Annotated in this window: 15 protein-coding genes, 1 tRNA gene and 1 pseudogene; 15 read left to right on the top strand and 2 right to left on the bottom strand. The window is 48.3% G+C overall.

Translation table 11 applies throughout. The features are described from left to right. Nucleotides 1–19: 19 nt before the first annotated feature. The 12 genes and pseudogenes from BO18_RS14345 (at nucleotide 20) to BO18_RS14290 (ending at nucleotide 16,023) form a co-directional block, all read left to right on the top strand. A complete protein-coding gene (locus BO18_RS14345; RefSeq protein ID WP_034447451.1) occupies nucleotides 20–715 on the top strand; it encodes a zinc ribbon domain-containing protein in 696 nt (231 codons plus the stop codon). Nucleotides 716–753: 38 nt separating this feature from the next. Continuing rightward, nucleotides 754–1,413, top strand: coding sequence for a zinc-ribbon domain-containing protein (locus BO18_RS14340; RefSeq protein WP_034447450.1), 660 nt, complete (start codon nucleotides 754–756; stop codon nucleotides 1,411–1,413). A 154-nt stretch (nucleotides 1,414–1,567) separates the two neighbouring features. Beyond that, nucleotides 1,568–3,562 (top strand): DNA gyrase/topoisomerase IV subunit B, encoded by a 1,995-nt coding sequence (locus tag BO18_RS14335; protein WP_034447449.1) that lies wholly within the window; start codon nucleotides 1,568–1,570, stop codon nucleotides 3,560–3,562. A gap of 5 nt (nucleotides 3,563–3,567) precedes the next feature. Continuing rightward, a complete protein-coding gene (locus BO18_RS14330; protein WP_081861064.1) occupies nucleotides 3,568–5,829 on the top strand; it encodes a DNA gyrase subunit A in 2,262 nt (753 codons plus the stop codon). Continuing rightward, nucleotides 5,826–7,721: a hypothetical protein gene (locus BO18_RS14325; protein ID WP_034447448.1), complete on the top strand. Its 1,896-nt coding sequence runs from the start codon at nucleotides 5,826–5,828 to the stop codon at nucleotides 7,719–7,721. Before BO18_RS14330 ends, BO18_RS14325 begins: the two co-directional genes overlap by 4 nt. 108 nt (nucleotides 7,722–7,829) lie before the next feature. Beyond that, entirely contained in the window at nucleotides 7,830–8,285 is a 456-nt protein-coding gene (locus BO18_RS14320; RefSeq protein ID WP_066738340.1) for a PH domain-containing protein, read from the top strand. A gap of 27 nt (nucleotides 8,286–8,312) precedes the next feature. Next, a pseudogene (locus BO18_RS14315) lies at nucleotides 8,313–9,059 on the top strand (NAD-dependent protein deacylase); the annotation flags it as partial. A 250-nt stretch (nucleotides 9,060–9,309) separates the two neighbouring features. After that, nucleotides 9,310–11,172 carry a MutS-related protein gene (locus tag BO18_RS14310; protein ID WP_034447447.1) on the top strand — a complete coding sequence of 621 codons (1,863 nt, stop codon included), beginning with the start codon at nucleotides 9,310–9,312 and terminating at the stop codon, nucleotides 11,170–11,172. A gap of 142 nt (nucleotides 11,173–11,314) precedes the next feature. After that, on the top strand, nucleotides 11,315–13,060 hold the full coding sequence (locus tag BO18_RS14305; RefSeq protein ID WP_034447445.1) for a hypothetical protein: 1,746 nt from the start codon (nucleotides 11,315–11,317) through the stop codon (nucleotides 13,058–13,060). Between the two features lie 63 nt (nucleotides 13,061–13,123). Continuing rightward, entirely contained in the window at nucleotides 13,124–13,855 is a 732-nt protein-coding gene (locus BO18_RS14300) for a vWA domain-containing protein (RefSeq protein WP_051688776.1), read from the top strand. Then, nucleotides 13,855–14,952, top strand: coding sequence for a PP2C family serine/threonine-protein phosphatase (locus BO18_RS14295; protein WP_034447443.1), 1,098 nt, complete (start codon nucleotides 13,855–13,857; stop codon nucleotides 14,950–14,952). Before BO18_RS14300 ends, BO18_RS14295 begins: the two co-directional genes overlap by 1 nt. Nucleotides 14,953–14,958: 6 nt before the next feature. Then, nucleotides 14,959–16,023, top strand: coding sequence for a hypothetical protein (locus BO18_RS14290; protein ID WP_034447442.1), 1,065 nt, complete (start codon nucleotides 14,959–14,961; stop codon nucleotides 16,021–16,023). 128 nt (nucleotides 16,024–16,151) lie between these two features. Here the strand turns inward: BO18_RS14290 and BO18_RS14285 are convergent. Next, nucleotides 16,152–16,227: transfer RNA gene (locus BO18_RS14285), tRNA-Lys, on the bottom strand. A gap of 77 nt (nucleotides 16,228–16,304) precedes the next feature. Continuing rightward, nucleotides 16,305–17,441 (bottom strand): Gfo/Idh/MocA family protein, encoded by a 1,137-nt coding sequence (locus BO18_RS14280; protein ID WP_051688775.1) that lies wholly within the window; start codon nucleotides 17,439–17,441, stop codon nucleotides 16,305–16,307. 189 nt (nucleotides 17,442–17,630) lie between these two features. Between BO18_RS14280 and BO18_RS14275 the strand changes: the two genes are divergently transcribed. The 3 genes from BO18_RS14275 to ruvA are packed head-to-tail and all read left to right on the top strand — an operon-like array spanning nucleotide 17,631 to nucleotide 20,250. Then, nucleotides 17,631–18,956: a thymidine phosphorylase gene (locus BO18_RS14275; RefSeq protein ID WP_034447440.1), complete on the top strand. Its 1,326-nt coding sequence runs from the start codon at nucleotides 17,631–17,633 to the stop codon at nucleotides 18,954–18,956. Between the two features lie 57 nt (nucleotides 18,957–19,013). Further along, the gene (ruvC, locus tag BO18_RS14270) at nucleotides 19,014–19,580 is read left to right on the top strand and encodes a crossover junction endodeoxyribonuclease RuvC (RefSeq protein WP_066738334.1); all 567 of its coding nucleotides are present in this window, start codon (nucleotides 19,014–19,016) and stop codon (nucleotides 19,578–19,580) included. A gap of 43 nt (nucleotides 19,581–19,623) precedes the next feature. Then, complete coding sequence (gene ruvA, locus BO18_RS14265; RefSeq protein WP_034447439.1) at nucleotides 19,624–20,250, top strand: Holliday junction branch migration protein RuvA; 627 nt, start codon at nucleotides 19,624–19,626, stop codon at nucleotides 20,248–20,250. Nucleotides 20,251–20,252: the final 2 nt, after the last annotated feature.

The following is a 20,252-nucleotide window of genomic DNA, read 5'->3' as shown; positions in this document are numbered from 1 at the left end:
GATAAAGGAGAATAGGATCATGAAATATTGTATTAATTGTTTTGCCCCGTTAGCTGATGATGATGATTTCTGCCGGAAATGCGGAACTAAGGTCGAAGCTTTTGAAAGAATTTCTGCAGATGAGAGCATATCGCTGCTTAATAATATCGGGAACAAATACGATGAGTGGGTTAACCTTAATAACGAGATCGAGCAGCTCGAAGGAGAACTTCCGCTTTATCAGGTTCCGGATAAGCGGCCCAGGTATTCCGCTTTCAGGTTCTTCTGGCCGTTTCTTATTTATGCTCAGGTAGCTGAGGTCTTTGTCGGTATTATTTTTCTCATCATTGCTTTTTCCAACGGCTTTGCAGATGTGGAATTAGATACCATCAGGTTTTACCTGTATTTATTTGCTTTCCTGGCAGCGGGCGCCACACTGATCACCGGCGGTGTCTATGCCACAAAAAAAAGATACGCGAAGAATCTTGTGCTGATCAATGCCGAAAACGATGTTGTGGAAAAGAAGCGTAAGATCGAAAGACGCCTCGGCGAACTGATGCGTAAGCGGAATGTACTGGAACGTGAGCTCGATCAGTATAACAGTTGTATTCCGCCAGCTATGAGGAGTTCTTTCCATGTGAAGATGCTGAGAGCCTGTATCGAAAACGGCGAGGCAAAGGATCTTTATGAAGCAGTCATGCTCTGTCACGGCAAATTAAATAATCTTGATCAATGATATAATCGGTTTGATCTGAATTCAGGGGGTAGATTACTATGAATTGTGTTAAGTGCGGCTCTTTAATAGCAGATGGAAACAATTTCTGCATGATCTGCGGAACACCTGTCGGAGCACAGGTACAGCCTCAGGCTTCTGCGCCTGTGGCAGGCACTGCACCGGCACCCGCACCTGTTCAGCAGCAGGCACCACTTGCGGCTTCGCAAACGCTTCCTTATGCGCCTCCGGCCATGCAGGACGGCAACATAATTATTCCGTTTGGGAGAAAATACAGGATCGTTTGTCCCGATTGCCATTCGGTCAGTGAAGACCTCAAGCGTGATCAGACTCCGGGTTTCCCATGCCGTTCATGCGGAAAGGCTTATGCATATGGCGGTCAGGTCCTGCTCTACAGATGCGGAATGGGAATGCCCAGCTGCGGCCTCCTTCATGTTGATATTACGATAGACGGTGTTGTATACGGGGAGATCACCAATACCGAATCCGTCAGGATCCTGCTCAGTAACGGAACACATATCATCGGCGCGGTAACCAAGCCGAATTGGCCGTATTCTTCCGTCACCAGCAATCAGTTCCAGATAGTTGTCGGACCTCAGAGCAACAGTCTGGCATTCAAAATGAATATCATATACAGATACAGGGCTTCGAACGGGGTTGAGCTGAAACAGTGCAACCCGGAGGAGATTCCTAACATTTAATCAAATGTATTTTAGTATATTGTGACAAGGTTGTCCGTTTTTGGGACAACCTTGTTTTTGCACCCCTTTAGGCTTGAAGGATATCGAAATCTTTGTGTTATAATCGAAAAGTCAAACGCATATATATTATTTATTTTAAGGAGTTGGGTAAGTTATGCCGGGTAAGAAAGATTACGGCAATGAGAGTATCTCGATGCTCAAGGGCGCGGACAGAGTAAGACTCCGTCCGGCTGTTATTTTCGGTTCAGACAATCTCGAGGGATGCATTCATTCCTTTTTCGAGATCCTGTCCAATTCTATCGACGAGGCCAGGGAAGGCCACGGCAATAAGATCATAATAACGAGATTTGCCGACGGTGCCATCGAAGTTGAAGACTTCGGCCGCGGTATCCCCATGGATTACAATGCCAAAGAGGGAAGGTTCAACTGGGAACTGGTCTACTGCGAGCTTTATGCCGGCGGTAAGTACAACAATAACTCATCAGGTGATTATGAGTTCTCTTTGGGACTCAACGGTCTCGGTGCGTGCGCCACACAGTATGCTTCCGAGTTTTTCGAAGTAACCGTTTTCAGGGATCACACTAAGTTCGAGATGTCCTTTAAGAAGGGTGAGCCTGTAACCGAGCTCATCCAGTCTCCTTACAGATTTAACAGAACAGGTACGATCCAGCGCTGGAAGCCCGATACGGGAGTCTTCACCGAGATACTGATCCCTCTTGATACATTCAAGGAGATCATCAAGCGTCAGTCGGTTATCAACAGCGGTATCGAGTTTATTCTTAAAGATGCAGAGTCCGGAGAAGAATTCTCGTTCATCTATCCCGAAGGTATCAAGGGATATGTTGATGAGCTCAATGCCATGAAGGGCTTTACCGATACATACTCCTTCTCAGGTGAAGGCAAGGGCAGGGACAAGGAAGACCGTGACGAGTATAAAGTCAGGGCAGAGGTAGCCTTCTGCTTCAATAACGAGGTCAATGTCCTCGAATACTTCCATAACTCAAGCTTCCTCGAACACGGCGGTTCACCTGATAAGGCCGTAAGGAATGCATTTGTTGCCGAGATCGACAAGCAGATCAAGCAGCGTGACAAGTACAAGGCAAATGAGTCAAAGATCACTTTCCAGGATGTTGCCGATTCGCTGATCCTCGTGACCAACACGTTCTCAACACAGACTTCTTATGAGAACCAGACCAAGAAGGCCATAAACAATAAGTTTGTTCAGGATTTCCTTACCCAGCTCATCAGAGATAACCTTGAGATCTGGTTCATAGAGAATAAGGATTTTGCTGCAAAGACCATAGATCAGATCCTCATAAACAAGCGTGCCAGAGAGAATGCCGAGAAGGCAAAGGTCAATATCAAGAAGACTCTCATGGGCAAGGTCGACATCAATAACAGGATCAAGAAGTTCGTTGACTGCAGATCCAAGGATGTTGCAAAGCGTGAGCTCTATATCGTAGAGGGTGATTCAGCTTTGGGTTCCGTTAAGCTCGGAAGAGACGCCGAATTCCAGGCTGTCATGCCTGTCAGAGGTAAGATATTGAACTGTCTCAAGGCTGATTACGCGACGATCTTCAAGAGTGAGATCATCACGGATCTTCTCAAGGTGCTCGGCTGCGGTGTTGAGATCAAGAACAAGCACACCAAGGATATGAGCGCTTTTAATCTTGATGATTTAAGATGGAACAAGATCATAATCTGTACCGATGCCGACGTCGACGGATTCCAGATCAGAACGCTGATACTTGCGATGCTCTACAGGCTTACTCCGACGCTTATCGAGAAGGGCTACGTATACATTGCGGAGTCGCCTCTTTTCGAGATCACATACAGGCCTAAGGGCAAGAATGCGAAGGAAGAGACTTATTTCGCATTCAACGAGAAGGAGAAGGCCGAGATCCTGGCAAAGGTCGATCCCAAGCTCTGCACGATCCAGAGATCCAAAGGTTTGGGTGAGAACGAGCCTGAGATGATGTGGCAGACGACGATGAATCCTAAGTCCAGACGTCTTATCAAGGCTTGTCCCGAAGATGCTCAGAAGACAGCTGAAGTATTTGATCTTCTCCTCGGAGATAACCTTGCAGGAAGAAAAACTCATATCGAGCTGGACGGCAAAAAGTATCTCGATATGCTTGATCTGGGGTGATTTAAATGGCACGTAAGAAAAAAGACGATAATAATTCCGATTCCCTGAAGGCAAGGCTTACCGACAGTAATGCCAAGGATATGCCGGCTATAGATCAGCCGATAACGGACATGCTCGAGATCAACTACATGCCGTATGCGATGAGCGTCATCGTATCGCGTGCGATCCCCGAGATAGACGGTTTTAAGCCTTCACACAGAAAGCTCCTTTACACGATGTACAAGATGGGCCTTTTGGGCGGCAACAGGACCAAGTCCGCGAACGTTGTCGGACAGACCATGAAGCTCAATCCGCACGGCGACCAGGCCATCTACGACACGATGGTAAGACTTACCAGGGGCAACGGTTCGCTCTTGCATCCTTTTGTTGATTCGAAGGGTAACTTCGGTAAGCAGTATTCGCGCGACATGCAGTGCGCGGCGCCGAGATATACGGAGGTAAGGCTCGAAAAGATTTGTGAAGAGATCTTCAAGGGTATCGACAAAGATGCGGTCGACATGGTCGACAACTACGACGGTACTCTTAAGGAACCCACGCTCCTTCCGACTACTTTCCCGGCTGTGCTCGTTAATGCAAACCAGGGTATCGCCGTTGGTATGGCATCCAATATCTGTTCGTTCAATCTTGCTGAAGTGTGCGCTGCCACGGAAGCTTACATGAAGGATCCGAACTGCGATCTGCTCGAAGTTATGCCTGCGCCTGATTTCTCGGGCGGCGGAAAGATCTTATACAGCCGTGAACAGATGAAGTCCATCTACGATACGGGAAAGGGTACTTTCTCCGTAAGAGCCAAATACAGGGTGGATAAGTCGAATAACCTCATAGAGATCACGGAGATCCCTTATTCCACAAGCGTTGAGGCTATAATCGACAACATCGCCGATCTCGTAAAGAGCGGAAAGGCAAGAGAGATCGCAGATATCCGTGACGAGACAGACCTTGACGGTCTCAAGATCACGATCGACTGCAAGAGAGGCACCGACCATGAGCAGCTCATGACGAAGCTCTTCAGGTTCACAAAGCTCGAAGATACATTCTCGTGCAATTTTAACATCCTGATCGACGGTTCGCCGAAGGTCATGGGCGTTGCGAAGATACTCGACGAATGGCTCAAGTGGAGAAGAGTCTGCGTATGCAGAGAACTGGCTTTCAACCTTGGCAAGATGAAGAAGAAACTCCATCTCCTCAACGGTCTTGCGGAGATCCTTCTCGACATCGACAAGGCGATCAAGATCATAAGGGAAACGGAACTCGAGGCAGACGTTGTTCCAAACCTCATGAAGGGCTTCTCTATTGACGAGGAACAGGCTGAATATGTCGCTGAGATCAAGCTCCGCAACATCAACAAGCAGTATATCCTTAACAGGATCGCCGACAGGGATAAGCTCAAGGCTGACATTGCCGATACCGAAGACTTGTTGAACAGCCCCAGAAGGATCAACGGACTTATCGTCAAGACTTTAAGGGAAGTCGCAGAGAAGTACGGACAGCCCAGGAGATCTGAACTGGTCGGCATGGAAGAGACCGAGACTTTCGTTGAGTCGGCGGTCATTCCCGATTACAGGCTGCATCTCATGCTCACGCGTCACGGTTACCTCAAGAAGCATACGATGAAATCGCTTCAGAGTGCCGGCGAACTCAAGACAAAAGACGACGATGAGATCTTCATGGGTTTTGAGTGTGAGAACAGATCGGACCTTTTGATCTTCACCGACAAGTGCAATCTCTATAAGACTCACGTATACGACTTTACTGATACCAAACCTGGTGAGCTCGGACATTTCCTTAACAGTGAACTCGAGATGGAAGACGGCGAGAAGCCGATGTTCATGATATCGACGACAGACTATAAGGGAATACTCTTTATCGCTTTCGAGAACGGCAAGGCTGCCAGATTCCCGATCGCGGCATATGAGACAAAGCAGAACAGAAAGAAACTCGTAAACGCATATTTCGACGGCAGCAAAGCGATAGGATTTATCCTCCTTGACGAGACGGAGGATCCCGATCTCATCGTTACCAACAGCCTCGACAAGGCAGCCGTATTCAAAGCATCTCTGATTCCTCTCAAGACCACGAGAACTACACAGGGTGTTCAGCTTCTCGTATCGAAGAAGGGTTCAGTGCTGAAGACGCTGGCGCGTCTTGCTGAGATCGAGGTACAGGATCCCGAATACTACAGGATCCGCAAGGTGCCGGCTATCGGCTACTACATTAAAGAAAATTCTCTGGAGGCAAAGCAGGTTAGCTTTGATGATCTGAAGTGACGGTATTTTCTTCCGAGTATCGCGTCGGAGAAGACGAGCGCAAGGGCGGCATCGGATATACCGTCGCTGCAGTCCTCTGCGCCGTTGCCCTGATAGCTCTGGGCATCGTGACGCTGTTTATCGGAAGAAAGACTGCTTATGAGATGGACACCGTTCCTAATTTCGAGAAGGCGATCGACGAAGGACGCTATACCGATGCGCTTGATATCTACAGAGGCATCCAGGATGAAGTGCTCAAAGCTTCTCCGGAGAACCAGGCATCGAATGCTGTAAGAGTGCAGATGCTCGATGAGATGGAGAGTATCGTAAGGGTCCGTGTAGACTCGCTTTGCGACCACATAATCGCGAGCAGATATGTTCTCACTTACAGCGACATCAATTTCCTTGATTCCATGAGAGAGCTCACGAGTTCCGTTGTCTCCGAGAGAATGTACGGCATCTGTGAGGAGTTCCTTCTGGGCAAGACCGAAAAGCCTGTCGTAATGTATTTTTTCGAGCAGCTCCAGCCTATAGGAAACTTTTCCGCGACTGCCAATCCTCTGCTCAGGGAACTTGATTTCATCGAGACTGCCACAGGTGACGTGCAGACGGCGGAGGAATCGCTCAGCAACGGCGATTATGTTGCTGCGGTTCAGAAATACACACAGGTCAATGACGGTTATGACGGCTTTGTGGGCGATTACTGCGACAAGCGTATCGCGGCCATAAAGCAGACGATGTATGTTCCCATGATGGAGGAAGGCGAGCATATGCTCCAGACCTTCAAGTTCTATTCCGCCGAGCAACTGTTCTCGGATCTTGCGGTTATCTTCCCGGAAGACGAGATGATAAAGAGCAATCTGCTGACGGCAACATCACACACGAGCGAGGTAAAGGAATACAGGGGTGCCATCGAAGTAATTTGCGTCAGGTCACTTATTGTGGATACGGATACTGCGTTTGCCGGACGTTTTCGTTCCGGAGATACGGGACTTTATCTGACGACATACGAATTTGAGAAGATCCTCGAAAATCTTTACGCCAGAGACTATGTGCTCGTTGATCCCGAGAACCTCATTGAGGCGAGCGATCCTACATTCCTTCTCGAAAGAAATCTCGTTGTGCCGAAGGGAAAGAAACCGCTTGTCGTTGTCATCGAGAATCTGCAGTACAACTGTTCCGCATACAGCTGCGGCACCTGCAGGAGACTGGTCCTTAACGATGAGAACCAGGTATGCGGGGAATATGTGAATTCTGCGGGCGAGACCATAGTGAGCAGGACTGCCGAGGCCATCGGAATGCTCGATGTTTTTGTTGAGAAGCATCCTGATTTCACATATGATGGCGCGAAGGGCATCATCTCCGTAAGCGGCTATGAAGCATGCTTCGGATATGTTGTTGCTGCCGACGAGATCGACGACCGCAACAGCGCTCTCTCGGCTGCCAATCTTCCGCAGATAAATCCCACCAATGATGATATTGATTTCAGCAGGAACAGGGTAATGGATATCGCAAGTGTCCTCTTGGACAACGGATGGAAATTCGCTTCCTGCACTTATTCTTATATTGCCGACTGCAGGAATACGGAAAAGGCTGATATCGAACTTGACACGATCAAGTGGCTCGACCAGATAGGGAGTCTTTTCGGAGATGTTCACATGCTCGTTTATCCGAACGGCAATTATATCTACGGTACGGACGAGAGAGCCGTCTATCTCAAGAACAACGGATTCAGGATCTTTTTCGGCGGCGGAGCAAAGCCGTATTATACCTACGGAGACAATTATCTCTATCTTGACCGTGCCATGATGAGCTATAACACGCTGTCCAGAAAGGCATATACGGAACTGTTTGACTATACCGAGATAATCGACCCTGCGAGGGAACAGAACAGTGAGAACGGTGAAGGCTAATATTAATATTACGTTTCATTTTCGATTTGTTTGCACAAAAAATCAGTTTTTTTATATAATGTAAGTTGTGAAGAGCTTTATGTTGCTTTCCCGAAGGGAGCTTTACTTATGGGTAGAATAGACAAACTTACAAATCTGACAGAGAAGGAAGAGATCCTCTGGCAGGACAGGAAGAGATATCTGGGTCTGCCGCTGTCATTTACCATCTACAGTTTCAGCAAGAACAAGTTCTACCTCAAAAAGGGTATCTTCAACATAAGCTCTGAGGAGATCCTTTTATACAGAGTCCTGGATCTTACGTTCAAGCAGTCGATCTGGCAGAAGATCTTCGGCGTCGGTTCGGTAATCCTTACCACGGCCGATAAGACGGCTCCTGTCCTTGAGATCAAGAATATCAAGACACCTGACAGAGTCAGGAAGGCTTTGAGCACACTGGTTGAACAGAGACGCGATGAGAAGCGTGTTACAGGTAAAGAGATGTTCGGTGCTGCCGGAATGTTCCACGATCATGGTGATCTTGAAGGCGTGGATCTCGACGGTGACGGCATAATCGATATTCATTGATAGAGGTTATTGTTTGTGGAGACGAGGATTGACAGATTCGGAAGCGTCCGTGATGACAAGATAAAGCAGCTCAAGGAGTTGATCGAAGAGTCCAAGTACATCGTTTTCCTTGGCGGTGCAGGTGTCTCGACTGAGAGCGGCATTCCCGACTTCAGAAGCGGAGCCGGTATCTATAACACTGAGAGCGGTACCAAGTACAGACCGATCGACATTATCGCCCATGATTTCTTTATCGAGCATCCTGAAGATTTCTATGATTTCTATAAACGTAAGCTCATATATCCTGACGCAAGACCGAATAAGGCCCACAAGGCCCTTGTAAGGCTCGAGAGACAGGGCAAGCTCAAGGCAATAATCACTCAGAACATCGACAATCTCCATCAGGAGGCAGGTTCCAAGTGCGTTATCGAACTTCACGGTTCCGTATTCAGGAATTACTGCATGAACTGCGGAAAGAAGTTCAATATCGAATACATAGCTGCACAGGAAGGCGTTCCCCACTGTGACAAGTGCGGCGGCATAGTAAGACCTGACATCGTTCTCTATGAGGAAAATCTCGAGCATGAGAATGTTGACAATGCCATCAAGGCAGTAAAGAAATGCGATCTCATGATCATTGCGGGAACATCGCTTACGGTTTATCCCGCAGCAACTTTCGCCCAGTTCTTAAAGCATGACAGGATAGTCATCATCAACAAGAGTTCCACATATATGGATCTTAAGGCACTGCTTACAATCCACGATAACGTAGGCGAAGTCTTAGACAAGGTCGTTCCAAAGAGAGTATCCAGAAAGAATACCGCTTCCAAGACAACTGCAAAGAAGACAACGGCTAAGAAGACTTCTGCGAAGACCACAGCCAAGTCCGCTGCTTCCAAGACAGCTTCAAAGTCTGCTTCAAAGTCTGCTTCAAAGGCAGATGCTAAGAAGGAGCCGAAGGCTGAGACAGCGAAGAAAGCACCTGCAAAGAAGGCTTCCGGTACGACCGCTTCAAAGAAAGCCTCATCTTCAAAGGCGAAGAAGGATGAAAGCTGATCTTAATTTCTACGAAGACAAACAAAAGGTTATAAATGCCGATCTTGCCCGATACGGAAGGCAGAGCGGCTTTTTATCTTTTTTTAGACTAATATCTTTTCTGGGCGCGGCTTCACTGATCGTTTGGGGTATCGTAAGCCAGGTTCCCGTACTCTTTTTTGCAGGCGCGTTTTTTCTTGCCCTGTTCGTAGTTCTTTGTTTCATACACAGCGGCATTACCGAAAAGGTGGAATATCTCACCGAGCTAAGTAAGGTCAATTTGTCTTATATAGCCAGGATCAACGGTGACTTCAATGAACTCCGGAACATTGCCGTAAAAGGACTCAAGAGGGCGGAAGACATCGGCTCTGCGAAGAGCAGGCTTTACGGCAAGGATTTTGACGTGCCTGATCATGATTACTGCGCTGATCTTGATCTGTTCGGCAAGAAATCACTGTTTTCGCTCCTGAACGTATCCGAGACTTCTTTCGGAAGAAGAAGATTTGCCGATACGCTCCTTTACGAACACGAATCAGGTATTACAAGGGATGAACTCAAGGCCAGGCAGGCTGCCGTCAGCGAGCTTTGCTCCAAGCCTGAGATACTTCTCGAATACCAGGCTACTGCCAGATGCGGAAAGATGACAAAAGATCCCAAGGTCCTTATGGACTTTGCTGGCACAGGCACGAAAACAAAGACCGCGGCAAATGTTCTTGGCATCTTTGGCTGTGTTGTCTGGCTCTTTGTTCCTGCTGCTTATATCCTTTTCCCAGAGTATGCTGCTTCTTCGATCCCTGCATGTTTTATCATCAACCTGATCATATGGGTTGCGGGACACAGATTTAACGACACATACATCAAGGCCTGCGAAGGAATGCCTACGCAGGTCAGAACGATATTGAAACTCTATTCCATTCTCGAGAGAGCCGGTTTTGATAATGCTCTCATCAAGTCGCTGATTAAAGGTGATGACAAGTCTGAGAGCGCATTTGATTCACTTAAGGAACTGGACCGCGCGCTGCGTGTGGCAGGCTTAAGGAGCCAGCCGCTTTTCGCTCTTATACTTAACCTGATCGCACCGCTTGATTATCTTATCGCTTATCTTTTGGGTAACTGGGCCGTAAAGCACGGAAAGAGCCTGCCGGCATACATCGACAGCCTTTCTGAACTCGAGGCCATGATGTGTGCGGCACAGACAGGACTTGTCTTTAAAGAGAGCGCTTTCCCGGAATTCGTTGAGTCGGATGAAGCTTCCGCGAATGCTTATTTCGAAGGGGAGAACCTTACGCATCCGCTTCTTGCACACGATACTGCGGTAAGCAATTCCGTTACCGTAAAGAATGATATAGCGATAATCACCGGATCCAACATGTCCGGTAAGACCACGATGATCAGAACGGTCGGCGTCTGCACGATCCTTGCCATGACAGGCGGTCTTGTACCTGCATCCAGGCTTACGCTCGGAAGGATGAGGGTAATGAGTTCGATGAGGATTGTCGACAGCCTTGAGGAGAATATGAGTACTTTCAAGGCAGAACTCATAAGGATATCCGGTATCGTTAAGGCGGCAGGAGAGGAGAAAGCTCTTCTGTTCCTGATAGACGAGATATTCCGCGGCACCAATTCCGACGACAGGACCGAAGGCGCGCTTACGGTATTAAAGAAACTTTCGAAGCCTTATATATGCGGCATGATGACGACACATGACTATGCCATGATCGATAAAACGACTGAAGGCTTCGACAATATCAGGTATTATCACTTCTCGGAGAACTACACGGATACCGGTATAACATTTGATTATAAGCTCACTTCGGGTATCAGCAGGCAATCTAATGCTAAATATCTAATGAAACTGGTCGGCATCGGCTGATACTTTGTGTGTATCGACATATTTTTTTCTTTGTGTTTGATTCATGGTAAAAATATCAAAATTATTGTTAGCGTTTCTTGATTTATAAATATCCATTGTATAAAATCATAATCGGGGGAGAGAGAAGGTTATAAGTAAGGTTATGTTCGAAGGACTGAGTAAGTATCTGTCGATCGTACTTGATTACTCTGTTGTCTTGGAGTATTCCAACGGAGTATGTTTTGATGAACTCATAAATCTGTTCAATGATTACGGCATTGAATGTTATGTCAATGATACCTTTAAGATCCTTCATAAGTGTGTTGTCGCACAGCAGGATCCCAAGGACAAATATGTCCAAACATCCATGCGCAATCTCATGCAGACTCTTCTTACCACGAACAGGCTCCATTTAGTCAACACCTGCAACACTGAGCATTTCATCGAGCAGGTTAATGAACTTAACGAGTCCTGTCTGCTTACCACCAGCAGAAGCATCTTCTTTAAGAGACTTTGCGAGAAGAAGATCGAATATAACAAGGATGTCGCTATCCTTTCGCCTAAAGGTTTCAGGATCTATCCGACACTTGCGGAGGCGATAGAGGATAATCCGCTCCCTTCAGTCAGCGGACTGGCTCAGAATGATACATTCCTTGATTCCGATGCCAGGGCAAACATCGATGATGTTGTCTTATCCACTGAAGGCGACAAGTTTACGCTCGTCAAGAGATTGAGCGGCGGTGCTGAGGGAATGGTCTTTACGACCGACAATTCCAGATACGTTGCCAAGATCTATCACAGCGGCGTCATCACGCCTTTAAGATGGGCCAAGCTCAAGAAGCTTCAGGCATTGGGTATCACGTCACCCGAATTCTGTGTTCCGAGACATCTTCTTTATTTCCGTGGTATGCCCGTCGGTTATACGATGCCTTTGGGCAAGGGTACGACTCTCAGCAATGTCTTCGACGGACCTGATGCAATGATCGAGCAGTTCCCTTACTGGACGAGACTCGATGTGTGCGAGACGCTCCTGTCGCTTATCAGCAAATATCTTTATCTTCATATGCATGATGTTGTCGCAGGCGACATTCAGCTCAAGAATGCACTTATCTATACTTCGGCTGTTCAGTATCTTATCGACATGGACAGTGTTCAGATAAGCAATCTTCCCTGTCCTGTAGGTACTGAGGAGTTTACCGATCCGAAACTCTGGGGAAAGGATTTCTCCGGTTTTGTAAGAAGCCTTGAGGATGAGGATTATTCGATCGCTATGCTCGTATTCTCGATCCTGTTCTGCGGCCTGCATCCTTATGCGACCAGGAACGGTGCCGAGACATTGAGGGAAGAGATAATCAACAAGAACTTCCCGTATACTCTCGATAACTCTGATACGGAACATATTCCCGTTGGAGGTTATGATCACATCTGGGAATATCTCCCGGAAAGACTCCGCGTCATGCTCTACAAGACATTCCGCGAAGGCAAATCCTATGAGGCAGTCTGCTGGAGAGATGCCGTTCAGGTCTATATGAATGAACTTGAGAATTGTGTCTATGACGATCCTGAAGCTTACAAGCTTTTCCCTTGTGAGGACTATAATCAGGCAAGCATCGACGTAAACGATGTCAGAGCACAGCTTGAAGCCAGGAAAGCAAAGGGCAATAAGGCTGTCGAGCCTAAGCCTGCAGCAGAGAAGAAGAGTTTCGCGAATGCGCCTACGGGCAGATTCGTATCTTCGAGCGTCGGTACGAGCAGCAGTTTCAGACCTGTCAGATTTGATGATGACAAGCCTGCCGACACGCCGCAGAAGAGCAACTCTCCGTTTGTTCCCGCCGGTACGACGGGTAATGCTGCTCCTGCAGCCCCTGCAGAACCTGCAAAGAAGAAGAAATTCTTCGGTCTGTTCTGACACTATTTTTGTTATAATCTCATAAGAGTATATTTTTAACTCACGATGAGTCGGAGGATTATTATGGCGAACAGTTTTTCGAGTTCCGATTTCGGTACGAGCACCAGACGAAGACTTCCAATTTGTTTTGCACTTGATACATCGGGTTCAATGATGGGAAACCCCATTAAGCAGCTTAACATGGGTCTTCAGAACTTCGTAGCTTCGATCAAGGCCAATGACGACACAAGGTCTTCAACGGATATAGCGATCATTACATTCGGTTCCAAGGTCGATATCGTAATGCCTTTCGGTAAGATCTCCAAAGAGAAGGGACTTCCCGAGATTAAGGCATCGACGACACTTACACCTATCGGTGAGGGCGTTCTTACTGCCTTAGAGCTTCTCAATGCTCGAAAAGAAGGCTACAAGGAAATGGGTATCAAGTATTTCCAGCCATGGCTCGTAGTCATTACGGACGGCGCTCCGCAGGGACCCAACGCTATGCAGAACATGGAGCTTGCAATCAAGGCCTGCAATGAACTCGAGAGTCAGGATAAGCTTGTTGTCTTTAACATCGGCGTAGGTTCCGGTGTTGATTTCGATATATTGAAGAGACTTTCCCTCAAGCGCGCAGAGCCCATCTCGGTAAACTCCGCAGACTTCGGAAAGCTTTTTGAATTCCTCGGATCCTCTTCATCTTCGATCGTATCTTCCGGTATGAGCGATGATGCTCTTTATAATATCGACACCACGCCGCAGGGCAAAGCTGTCGAGCTTGATGACTTTATGAAATTCATTAACGAGGACGAGTAATGTATAAGGGAATTACGGTCGGAGCGATTACGACCATCGGCAATAAGCATGTAAACCGCGGAACTCCCTGTGAGGACGCTTCCTATGCGACCACAAAGAACGGCGTTTCAGTGGTCTGTATAGCTGACGGAGCCGGCGGCAAGCAGTATACCGATGCAAGATTCGGTTCTGACTGCGCAGTACATGTCATCACTGACACGCTCTGCGATCATTTCGATGCGCTTTATGCTGAGAACAGGGAAGCGGCAGTAAGAGGTTATCTTATGGCCAAGCTCCGCGTCGCTTTTGCAGGCATTATGGAAGAGCGCACAATAGATGTCATCGACAGGCTGTCATGCACGCTCCTCTTTGTTGCCGTAAAGGACAGACGTATGATGATCGGTCATATCGGAGACGGTCTCATCGTAAGGATCTCACCTTCCGGTGTCAGCCCCATCTCGATGCCCCAGAACGATAAAGACGGCAAGACATATTTTGTCACCGCCGCCCATGCAGACAACTATCTGCGTTTCATAAAGACCACTGTAGACGATGTTCATGCCATCGCCCTTATGACCGACGGTGTCCAGGACAGTGTCTACAATGAGGAAGCAGGTCTCGTTAAGCCCGTGGTTGCCAAGATGGCCGAGACATTTGCAGAAGGCAGGGAAGAAGGCGAGAAGTCTGTTTTGGAGACAGTACAGAAGTTTATCGTCGGTTCCAGCAATGTCAGTGATGACGCAAGCTTCGGAGTAATGCTCTTCGAGGGTACAAAAGCTCCGGATCCTGATACTCTTGAGAGTTCAGCTGAGAAATTCGCTTCTTCTGCCGAGACATTCAAGGATCTGTCCATGGCAATAAAGCCGGAGCTTATAAACGCGCATGAGATCATAAAGAAGTGTGCAGGCGAGGAAACTGAAACACATGTTGCCGCAGCGGAGCCGGAGAATGTGCCGGAGGCCGCCTCTCAGGTTGCAGCAGAAACTTCTGCAGAACCGGAAAAGCAGGAAGAGAAGAGTCCTTCGAGGATAAGCAAGATCTCTATTGTATTGCTTATCATCGGTGCTATCCTCTGTATAGTAGGCGCAATAGAATTAGTACTTTCCGTTAAAGGATGATGTTATATGAGAGATGAGAAGAAATATCAGGTTTTGCCCGGCGTAGAGATCCCCGATATCAAGAAGATCCAGGAAGCTGCGTCAGATTTCAGCGTTTCCGAAGTAGGAGATGTTGAGATCAAGACAATAACCGTAAAACCTGTTGAAGCAGCAACGACTCCTGCGGTATCTCCGGAAGAGCTCGCGAGACTCCAGCAGCTCGGTGTCAAGGTCGCTGAGGACGAGGAACGTTCCAAGGCTGAGAGCCGTGCAAAGATGGATAAGATAATGACAAAGGCCGTACAGGCTCCTGAATCCATCGGTGATCTTAAGGCTTCTCATATAGCTCAGCTTAACGACGAGAAGCGCAAGCAGGTCGAAGAACAAATGCGCGAAGAGCAGAAGCAGAAGGCGGAGGAAGATGCCAAGAACAAGGCACGCGAAGAACGCCGTCAGCTCCAGCAGAAGATGATCGAAGAATCAAGAGCACGTGCAGCACAGGAAAAGGCGGCAGCCGAAGAACGTGCTGCTCAGGAGAAGGCCGCGCAGGAGCTCTCCGAAAAGGAAGCAGCCGAGCGGGAGGACGAAGAGATGAGAAGAGCAGCCATGGAAATGGCGGAAAAACTCGCTGCTCCTGTGGAAAAGCCTGTCGAGAAGCCTGTTGAGAAGAAACCGGAAGAAGAGAAGGCACCGGCACCGAGATTTGAGTTCACCGGCCCCGTTCATTCCGGCGTTACATTTACCAAAGCAAAGGTTGAAGACGTTAAGAAAGCTGAAGCTGCCAAGACAGAGGCCCCTGCTGAGACTAAGGTTGAGGCTGCCAAGACTGAGACTCCTGTTGCGGAGAACAAGCCTGCAGAAGCTGCCGAGGCGAAGAATGCTGCTGATGCCGGTGTTCAGCCTAAGGCACCTGAAGCTGCTGCTTCCGAAGCAAAGCCTGCACCTCAGGGCAGAAGACCCGAGAGACCCGAACCCGTTAAACCTATATGGGAGAGGAAGGAAGAAGAGCAGCCATCAAAGCGCGCGAAGATCGTTTCCGCCGAAGAGACATTTGCCGACTTCAAGGAATTCCTCGACGACGAAGACCAGTAAGTGCATTATTGCGGCAATAATGATAACTATAATGAGGCGTTTCGATGATGATCGGGACGCCTCAAATAATTAGAAGAAAAGCAGGCATAAGCAAATAAAGGCTGTCTCATCTGAGACAGCCTTCATGTTGGTGCACCTCCAGGGACTCGAACCCTGGGCCCACTGATTAAGAGTCAGTTGCTCTACCATCTGAGCTAGAGGTGCGTCAAGCAACGTCAGTTATTATAGCTATTAGGTATTTACAAGTCAACAGTTATTTTTCGCGATTTTCGTATTTTCTATTAATCAAAGAAACCTGTCATGTCGACCGAGTTGAAATCGTCTGTCAGAGGAAGCTGGACAGGGCGGCCTTCCTTGGCAGATCTGTAGATGCCGAGGAGCGTGTCGACGGATGAGAAACCTGAGTATGCGTCTGCTATGGGTGCCTTGTTTTCGATGATGGAATCGCTCAGGTCTTTGTATATACCGAGGTGTGGATTCAGAGCGCATTTGTAAGAGAAAAGTCCGCCTTCCTTAAACTGCCTTCGGATGTAATAACCGTTGAGTTTTTTGAGCTTTCCGTCAGGTTTGACGGAGAAGATGTTGAGATGGGGTTTTCCTGAGTCGAGTCCCATCGAGAGCTGACCGTTCTCGCAGAAGACCGAGAACTCTGCAGTGTGTTTGGAAGGAACCGTGGCTGTTGTGCCTTCGATCTGGGCAAGGGCACCGTTCTCGAGGCGGAGTACTGCCATACCGAGATCTTCGGCTTCGATGTTCCTTACGCGCTGTGCGATCATGGCGGAAGCTTCTTCAGGTTCGGAACCCATGAGCCAAACGAGAAGGTCTATGGCGTGGATCGTCTGGTTCATCAATGCTCCGCCATCGCTCTTCCATGTTCCGCGCCATGCCGCGCTCTTGTAGTAATCCTCGCCGTGTCCCCAGCGGACATAGATGGTGCCGTGTGTGACCTTGCCGTATTTGCCTGCTGCGATGTCCTCTCTTACCAGTCCCACGATGGGGAGATACCGGTAGATGTGACCCATGGCGAGCTTTAGTCCTGTCTTTTGTGAAAGCTCAAAGATCTCACGGGCTTCTGAGACTGACATGGTCATGGGTTTCTCGAGAAGGAGATTGCATCCGTGTTCCATGGCATATTTAGCTATCTGGAAATGAAGGCCTGAAGGGACCGTAACGGATACGATGGATGGTTTTACCTCGTCGATCGCGGTCTTGTAGTCGTTATAGAACTTTGTGCCGGCAAAACCTTTGACGGAACCTAAGAGTCTTTTTGCGGAGTCCGGATTGACGTCGACTACGGCTTTAAGTTCAAGGTTCTTCAGCTTTGAGATAGCTTTTAAGTGTTTCTCGGCGACTCTCCCGCATCCGATGATTATCACGGATAACGGAGCAGAAGCGGATGCTGTTGTATTCCCGGCCATTTATAGCCTCCAGTAAGATTTTATTTGAATAGTTTAGCACAAAATCATTTATATAGACCCTCAGATCGCAAAGGCGGCGTCTTACTGTATCTGACAAGAGGATGACAGTGTTTTCGGCAGAGCCACATAAAGCTTTGTTTAGGCTATAATTAATCAATAGATGAATACATTTTCCGGAGGTTATCTTCCATGAACATGCGTGACATAATCATCGCCAAGAGAGATAAGCACAGCCTTACAGACGAACAGATAAAGTTCTTCGTAAAGGGTGTTACGGACGGTACCATTCCTGACTATCAGACATCGGCGCTCCTTATGGCGATCGTCTTAAACGGCATGGATGACCGTGAGATGACCACGCTGACACTGGAGATGGCTGCATCGGGAAACCAGATGAAGTTCCCGTATCTTGAAGGCGTACCCGTTGATAAGCACAGCACGGGCGGAGTAGGAGATAAGATCACTCCCATCCTCATTCCTCTTATCGCCACGTTCGGCGTGGAGACTGTAAAGCTAAGCGGAAGGGGACTCGGGTTTACGGGCGGTACTGTTGATAAGTTCGAATCAATAAAGGGTTTTAACATAGAGGTCAGTCCCAAGGATTTCCATATGTATGTCATCCAGACAGGAATGGTCATCTCCGGACAGACGCCGGATCTTGCTCCCGCAGACAAGATCCTTTATGCATTAAGGGATGTGACGGGAACAGTCGATTCCATTCCGCTCATTGCATCGAGCATAATGAGCAAGAAGATAGCAGGAGGCGCTTCGGCAATTGCTCTTGATGTCACATGCGGTTCTGGAGCATTCATGAAGGATTACGGTATGGCCAAAGAGCTTGCCGAGGCCATGATCAGGATCGGAAAGCTCGCAGAGAGGAAGACGGTGGCGGTCATTACGGATATGGACCAGCCTTTGGGAAGGTTCTGCGGAAACATCCTTGAGATGCAGGAAGTCTACAACACGGTAACGGGCAAGGGCGAAGAGGATGTCATCGCAGTCGTTACCGAGCTTGCGTTCCAGCTCATCAAACTGGCTGGAAAAGATGCAGGCATGAGTGATGAGGTATTAAGAAATGAGATCCGCGCAAGACTTTCTGACGGAACGTGTTATGAGAAATACAAAGAACTCATCAAGTCACAGGGCGGCGAATGGAATGATATGACCGGTCCCGTTTATGTGGATAAGCCTTTCGACTGCATGCATGTTAACTCTCCTGAAGCAGGATACGTCACGGGTATGCGCGCTGATCTGATAGGACAGGCTTCGGTTCTGTTAGGAGCAGGCCGCCTTGCGAAAACGGACAGCATCGACTACGGTGCGGGAATAGGGTTCTTCGCAAAGATCGGCGATAAGGTCGAACGCGGCGATTCACTTTGCGCGCTCTATCAGGGAGAGAACAGCACGTTGCCTGAAGAAAGGCTTTTCGACGCCATGGACCTGATACTTGAAGCCTATGAGATAGGACCTGAAAAGCCTGAGACGAAGCCTGCCATATTGGACGTGATATCTTGATTTGTTCTTTTCTTATTGTATAATCAGAACAAATGTTTATACATGCAGAGGAGTACTATGGTCAAAGAGCCCGTTAAGAAGAGGATCATCGGTATCGACCCGGGTTATGCCATCACGGGATACGGCATCATCGACAAGGTCGGAAACAAGTTTGAGGTTATTGATTACGGCGTTATAGAGACGAAGGCCGGAGTCGATTTCCCGTTAAGGCTCCTTGCCATAAACGACAAGATCAGATTCCTTTTAGAGCAGCATAAACCCGACTTTATGTCCATCGAGGAGCTCTTCATGGGGCATAACCACACGACGGTTATCGGTACGGCGCAGGCAAGAGGCGCTGTCCTTGTCGAAGCCGCAAGAGCGGGTGTGGAGTGTTACGAATTCACTCCGGGTCAGGTAAAGCTTGCCATTACGGGATACGGCAAAGCCGAGAAGAAGCAGGTGCAGCTCATGACCAAGAACATCTTGGGTCTCAAGGAGATCCCGAAGCCTGACGATGCGGCCGACGCGCTGGCTCTCGCGATCACACTGGCAAACACCGGCACCGCGTTCTCCGGAAAGGCGGTATCGGGTTATCAGTACGGAAGATACGGATATTCGAAACGCAACGAAGGATTCGTCTGATCTTTGTTAGAATAAACGGATAAACAATTACAGGAGAGATTTAATGTACGCATATATCAAGGGAATGATGACAGAAAGAAACGATCAGCAGATAGTTGTCGAGAACAGCGGCATCGGATATCTCATAAACTGCCCGCTGGGGATATCTGCAGAGATCGGGGGGATAGGCGATAACGTTACGGTATATCTCTATCAGAGCGTCAAGGAAGACGACATATCGCTCTACGGCTTTATCTCAAGAGACCAGAAGGAGATGTTCTTAAAGCTCATCACGGTAAGCGGCATCGGTCCCAAGGTTGCCCATTCGATCTGTGCGACGCTTTCCGCCGAGCAGATCGCTGCAGCCGTAATGAGCGGCAATATAGCGCTTCTTACGAGCGTAAAGGGTCTTGGCAAGAAGAGCGCGGAGAAGATCATCGTGGAACTCAAGGATAAGCTCAAGACGCAGTTAGGGACAGCAGCAAGCGTAAGCGTTACTCCTGTTGCCGCAGCGGCTTCGGGCAAGGGCGATACGGTCGTCATGCAGGATGCTGTCGGAGCTCTCGTTGTGTTAGGATATAAAGATCAGGAAGCTGCTGAAGCCGTCAGCGCTGCTTATGAAGAAGGCATAGGTCTCGAAGATCTTATCCGCAAGGCTTTAAAGCTTGCAGCGGGAAAGAAGTTCTCATAAGG

It is taken from the genome of Butyrivibrio sp. AE2032 (genome assembly GCF_000702965.1).
The sequence above is the reverse complement of the archived record's forward strand: the minus strand, read 5'-3'. Positions and strand labels throughout refer to the sequence as shown.